The sequence below is a fragment of the Vibrio sp. 10N.222.55.C7 genome (assembly GCF_041473335.1).
Classification (GTDB): domain Bacteria; phylum Pseudomonadota; class Gammaproteobacteria; order Enterobacterales; family Vibrionaceae; genus Vibrio; species Vibrio crassostreae_C.
The window spans coordinates 1-5,537 of sequence record NZ_JBFRSC010000093.1 but is presented as its reverse complement, the minus strand read 5'-3'; the positions used below and the strand labels follow the sequence as shown (position 1 = coordinate 5,537).

5 protein-coding genes are annotated in these 5,537 nt (G+C 42.8%); 4 read left to right on the top strand and 1 reads right to left on the bottom strand.

Annotated elements, in window-relative coordinates:
• Window positions 1–399: 399 nt before the first annotated feature.
• Genes slyA through AB4482_RS22675 form a run of 3 tightly spaced genes read left to right on the top strand, consistent with a single transcriptional unit; the run spans window position 400 to window position 3,033 of the window.
• Window positions 400–867: a transcriptional regulator SlyA gene (slyA, locus tag AB4482_RS22685; RefSeq protein ID WP_017059069.1), complete on the top strand. Its 468-nt coding sequence runs from the start codon at window positions 400–402 to the stop codon at window positions 865–867.
• Window positions 868–879: 12 nt separating this feature from the next.
• Window positions 880–1,941 carry an HlyD family secretion protein gene (locus AB4482_RS22680; protein ID WP_017059068.1) on the top strand — a complete coding sequence of 354 codons (1,062 nt, stop codon included), beginning with the start codon at window positions 880–882 and terminating at the stop codon, window positions 1,939–1,941.
• Between the two features lie 60 nt (window positions 1,942–2,001).
• The gene (locus tag AB4482_RS22675; RefSeq protein WP_017059067.1) at window positions 2,002–3,033 is read left to right on the top strand and encodes a DUF2955 domain-containing protein; all 1,032 of its coding nucleotides are present in this window, start codon (window positions 2,002–2,004) and stop codon (window positions 3,031–3,033) included.
• Window positions 3,034–3,322: 289 nt separating this feature from the next.
• Here the strand turns inward: AB4482_RS22675 and AB4482_RS22670 are convergent, their stop codons facing one another.
• Window positions 3,323–4,288, bottom strand: a complete 966-nt coding sequence (locus tag AB4482_RS22670) for a GlxA family transcriptional regulator (RefSeq protein WP_136979886.1) — start codon at window positions 4,286–4,288, stop codon at window positions 3,323–3,325.
• 114 nt (window positions 4,289–4,402) lie between these two features.
• Between AB4482_RS22670 and AB4482_RS22665 the strand changes: the two genes are divergently transcribed.
• Window positions 4,403–5,194 carry an MBL fold metallo-hydrolase gene (locus AB4482_RS22665; RefSeq protein ID WP_372181772.1) on the top strand — a complete coding sequence of 264 codons (792 nt, stop codon included), beginning with the start codon at window positions 4,403–4,405 and terminating at the stop codon, window positions 5,192–5,194.
• The last annotated feature ends 343 nt before the right edge of the window (window positions 5,195–5,537 follow it).

The following is a 5,537-nucleotide window of genomic DNA, read 5'->3' as shown; positions in this document are numbered from 1 at the left end:
GTTGTTAGGTATGCCCGTAAGAAATGAAGTGGCTTAATTGCTCGCAGCCCTTGGGGTTACTACGCTCTTAGGGAGGAATTGTTCAACAACGCCACCTGTAAATCTCAAAAATCCTACATATTTTTCTTTAAAATTCCGCTTCCGTTTATTTTGTGACTGAATGGGCGCGTTAGCTAATATTTTTTGTCATCTACTGTGTTTCTGGCTCAGCGATTGGGTTGGCTGGGTTAAAATTTATTGGTAAAAGATCGGATGTCCTATTTCACTTCCATTTTTATTCTTTTTTTTCATTACTTTAAGGGGATTTAGGCTTATGAGGCGATTTTGATAGTATAAAATAATTTACTTAGCGTGCTAACCAAGTATAATAGTTAGCACGCTAGGTAAATGGGAACCATGATGCAAAAAGAATTCGACCATATGAAAGAGCTATCACTGGCAGAACAATTGGGGCGTCTGCATCGCTTATGGCGCACCGCTGTTGACATTGAACTTGCCCCTTTAGAGTTAACTTACCCACGCTGGACAGCCTTATGGAAACTGTGGCGATTAGGCGACAACCTCAGTCAAAAAGTATTAGCCAATGCCTTAGAAATTGAACTGGCCTCTTTAATGCGCACCTTAGCCCAATTAGAACAGCAAGGGCTCATTGAACGCCACTGTTGCCCCCATGATAAACGCGCCAGACTTGTCAATTTGACTCCTGCTGGACTCGATTTAATAACGAAAGTTGAAGTAACAATTATCAATATCCGTAGCCAATTGCTCTTAGGCATAAACGCTGAAGAACTTACTGAGTTTGAAAGAGTAATTAATCTGATTGGTAATAATGCGTTAACCAAATTAGCTAAAATGACAGACAAGTAAGTGAATACAAATATGACACCAGATCAACAATTTTCGCGGCTAACAAAAATTGCCTTAGCAGGCTTTATGCTGGTATTTGGTTACTTTATGTTTGCTGATGCGACTATGCCATTAACGCCGCAGGCTATGGCAACTCGGGTTGTGACTAAGGTTACCCCACAAGTTAATGGCCGCATTAAAACTATTGCTGTCACTAATAACCAAGTTGTTAGCAAGGGTGAATTACTGTTTGAAGTAGATCCTAGACCGTATAAGTTAGCGGTAGATGAAGCGCAGTTGGCTTTAGAGCAAGTCCAGCAAGATAACGCTGAGCTAGATGCCTCTTTGTTAGCGGCGCAAGCTGATGTCAATGCCAGCCAAACCACATCACAACAAAAACGCAGCGAAGCAAAGCGTCTTGATGCACTGTACAAAACTAATGGCGTATCCCAACAGCAACGCGATCAAGCTGACAGCGATGCCGCTGCGGCTGAAGCAAATTTGCTGGCAACCCAAGCCCGTTTAAAGCAATTAGAAGTGAGCCGCGGTGTTTACGGTAACAATAACTTAAAAGTACGTCAGGCCGAAAATCGCTTAGCCCAAGCCAAATTAAACCTGTCTTATACCCAAGTTCATGCGGATCAAGACGGCACAGTTACTAACTTGCAAATCATGGTCGGCGGCTTTGCGGCCATTGGCCAGCCACTGCTGGCTCTTGTTTCTGATGATGTGGATATTATTGCTGATTTTAGAGAAAAGGCATTACGAGATGTCTCAATTTCATCTAAAGCCCTTGTTGCGTTTGACGGTGAACCAGGCCGTTTATATCGCGCCCACGTCAGCAGTATTGATGCTGGGGTTAGCGCCGGACAGTTCGATGCCAATGGCAGTTTAGCGACTCCGCAACAATCTGATCGCTGGGTCCGTGACGCCCAAAGAATGAGATTGCATTTACAATTAGATAATGACGAAGTCATGAGAACATTGCCAACGGGGGCACGGGCGACGGTGCAGATAATGCCAGAAAATAGTTTGCTGAACTTATTAGCTCATGGGCAGATTAAAGCCATCAGTATGCTGCACTATATCTATTAACATCATACATTTGATAGATGCGCTATTTTAAATATATTACAGCGACACAAGGCAACAATCATGTTACTAAGATTTAATCCCATGACAGCCAATGATTTACGTCAATGTCTACGTATTGCCACTGCTGGCACGATTGGCTTTACTGTGTGCAAACTGTTCGGCTTTAGTAACGGGGTGTTTTATACTGTTACCCCTATGGTATTGCTAGGGCTAGCACCTGTGTTCACCGCCCATGTCGCGCGGCAGGTGTTGGCGTCTTCTGTCACAGCTGGATTAGTGGTAGGCGTTATCGGTGGTTTATTTGGTGGCCATCCAGTCTTAATGACCCTGATTATTTTTGGGGTGTTTGTTGGCTTTTTTACCGCCATGACCCGCGGCAGTTTTTTTCTTTATGGTGCCAATAGTTTACTTAATCTGAGCATCATGCTTAATTTTGCCAGTTACCCTGATACTGATCTAAACGGTCTCATCGGCGCTAATCTCGGCGCCACAATACTGGCAATCATTATCGCCTATATCATGGTCTCGTTAATCCCTGATGTTGAACCCAGAAAATTGCAAAAACCACCAGCAAAATCAGTAAATCGAATGCGACATGAAGTATTACTGGGGGCAACTATCGCCACAGCATCTTTTGTCGTGTTCCAGATATTTAATCTGCAAGACTCTATGTCGGCGCAAGCTGCCACAATTTTATTACTTTATCCGATGCATTTTACTGGGGTATTAAATTATGCCCTTAAACGTGCGATAGGTACCTTTCTTGGAGTGACATTCGGTGTGTTAGCCCAGTTGTTTCTTTATGATTGGTCAGGGCTGTTGATCTTAGTCGTGCCGGTTTTATGGTTTGGGTTAATGCTATTTAGCCAAGTACACGTCAAAGAAAACGTCGGCGCTGGGGTTGGCTTTGGAGCGATGACCACGCTAGGGATTTTATTTGGCCAATACCTCACCCCAGGTAGCGATCTGATATATAGTGCACTTTACCGTATTAGCAGTATTTTGGTTGCCATCGTAGCGACTTTATTACTGTGTTACATCATGCACACTTTACTTAACCGATTTGCTGCAACGCGCTTAAGTTATCAGTAATGCTGATAATGATTAATCGAGCATGGAAAAAAACTGCTTGTGACTCAGCATTAGAAACAATAGGGTCATGTCTTGTCTTTTGTCTCTCATAACAATCACCTGATTCCAGTACGGGATCAGGTACTAGTATTTCAATAAAGCAATTGGAGACACCGTTGAAACTTTTTCCTCTTTGCCATACCTGTAGTTATTCATGATTTGCTAATGTTTACTTTTCCGAAACTCATTTCTGCCCAAAGGTATGCTGGCGGTAGCATGTAACGCAAAAATGCCCTCAATGAAATGAGTTCTATTGCTTGAAAGTCGTGCGCCACTGAACCGGCGATACATGAAAAGCAGATTTAAAGTGCTTTCTAAATACACTGTCAGAGCCAAAACCCGCTTGCTCTGCAATTTGAGGTATCGATAGTTTCGTGGTTTCTAATAGACGTTGGCTAAACACCAAACGTCGATTTTGCAGCCATTCACCAAATGTACAACCATAGGTGGATTTAAACTGGCGTGTAAAGGTACGTTTACTCATCGCGCAGCGCTCAGCGAGTTCATCTAGTGAATGAGACTGATTGAGACTCTGCTCAACCTGCTCAATCACAAGGTTAATACTTGTCTCTGTGAGGGGTTTTATGTTGACTGGTGCTGGTATGTATTGTTGCTGCCCACCATTACGAGATGGTGCAGTCACCATCTTACGAGCGAGATCATTCGCAAGCTCACTACCACACAAACGGCGCACTATGTGCAGACAGCAATCGAGTGAAGCTGCTACTCCAGCAGAGGTGATGATAGTCTCATGTTCAACAAATAGAGGGTTTGGGTCAAAATTCACCTTAGGAAATTGCTGCTGAAATTGTTCGGTAAATGCCCAGTGGCTTGTGGCTCGTTTGCCATCGAGAACGCCAGCACACGCGAGAACATAAGAACCAAGGCAGAGCCCTACCAGCAACTTCCCTTTATCATGATGATCTATTAACGCCTCTAGAAGTCGCTCACTTGGCTCTGGCAGGTCATTTGGCCAGCTTGGAATAATTATAATATCGGCTTCTTGGGTAGCACTTAGATCGCTATCGACCACCACACCAAATCCAGAGCTTGTTTCAAACCGCAAGCTGTTTTCGCTACAGATCCTCAAGTTAAACCGAACCGGCTGACCGAAAAAGATATCTCGAAACACCAGACAGGGCACAGAGAGATGAAAAGCACTGATGCCTTCAAAGGCTATCATAGTAATTTTAATTAACTCGCTTGATTTGTTCATGAGTGTCTCGATTTGCGCGAACGTTGACTTTCAAGACAGTATCATAAGAAGTCGGAAAGTAGCATACTAAATCGTATAGAGAACATGACTTGTTAGTGAGTTTAGAGAGGCATTATGAAGATCCACCACCTACGTAGCGCAACTTTTCTCATTGAATCTGGCGAAACATTTATCCTTATTGATCCTATGTTGGGGAAAAAAGGCTCTATGCCTCCGTTTTCAGTCATTAAGGCTAAGGCCGCGAAAAATCCAACCGTTGAGATGCCAAGTAATGCCGATGAGCTACTAAACAAGGTTACTCATACCTTAATTACTCACAGTCAAACACTTGGTATCAAGGCATTACAACATGGAGATCACCTAGATCCGGCAGGTGAGACGTTTTTAACAAGTCGTAATATCCCAGTTGCGACACCAGCCAAAGATAAGGCTTACCTAGAAAAATACGACTTAACGGTAAATTGGGGAATTGAAGACTGGCAAACTATCGACTTTCTAGACGGAAAGCTCACCGCGGTTCCGGCTTTGCACGGCCATGGATGGATTCACAAGGTAATGGCTAATGGTGTTGGATTTTTCTTGGAGCTCCCCAATGAGCCTTCTATTTACATTAGCGGTGATACAGTTCTAACCGATGATGTAAAACGAGCGTTGACTGAGTTGAAACCTGATATCACAGTAGTCGCGGCAGGTCGTGCTCGTATGGACGTTGGTCAACCGTTATTGATGTCTATTGATGAAGTGATGGAGTTTATCCGTCTTTCCCCTAACAAGGTGATTGCGAACCATATGGAGGCACTAAACCACTGTGCAGTGACTCGACCAATTCTTAAAGAAGCAATTGATAAAAACGGTTTGTCAGATAAAGTCCTTATTCCTGCTGATGGTGAGACCTTGGAGTTTTAGATACCTGAACTAATCCGATGACTCTCGATTTAAGTAAATAATCTAAATGATTTTTGTCCAAAAATGAGTTTAGTGGTTAGTGTATGATTGTGTGAACAGGTGAAATCGAACCACGATTTTGTCAGACTGAGTATGAACCAGTACATATAAAGTTAGATAAAAATATAGTAGAGACCACCAATTTTTGGTGATCTAATTTTTTCATTTAGCACCTGAACTCTTACAGAAAAATTAGATCTACATGTAAAAGTTAGATAAATGGCTTCTAGCCCTCGTTGTGTAAGGGGTTTCTAACTTTTAAGTCTAACTTTAAGTTAAGTGTGCTTTTTTGTAACGTCTGAAA

Excerpts from the sequence above, each read along its gene's own strand:
- slyA (WP_017059069.1), top strand. The coding sequence starts at position 400 with ATGCAAAAAGAATTCGACCATATGAAAGAGCTATCACTGGCAGAACAA.
- AB4482_RS22670 (WP_136979886.1), bottom strand. The coding sequence starts at position 4,288 with ATGAACAAATCAAGCGAGTTAATTAAAATTACTATGATAGCCTTTGAA.
- AB4482_RS22665 (WP_372181772.1), top strand. The coding sequence starts at position 4,403 with ATGAAGATCCACCACCTACGTAGCGCAACTTTTCTCATTGAATCTGGC.
- AB4482_RS22675 (WP_017059067.1), top strand. The coding sequence starts at position 2,002 with ATGTTACTAAGATTTAATCCCATGACAGCCAATGATTTACGTCAATGT.
- AB4482_RS22680 (WP_017059068.1), top strand. The coding sequence starts at position 880 with ATGACACCAGATCAACAATTTTCGCGGCTAACAAAAATTGCCTTAGCA.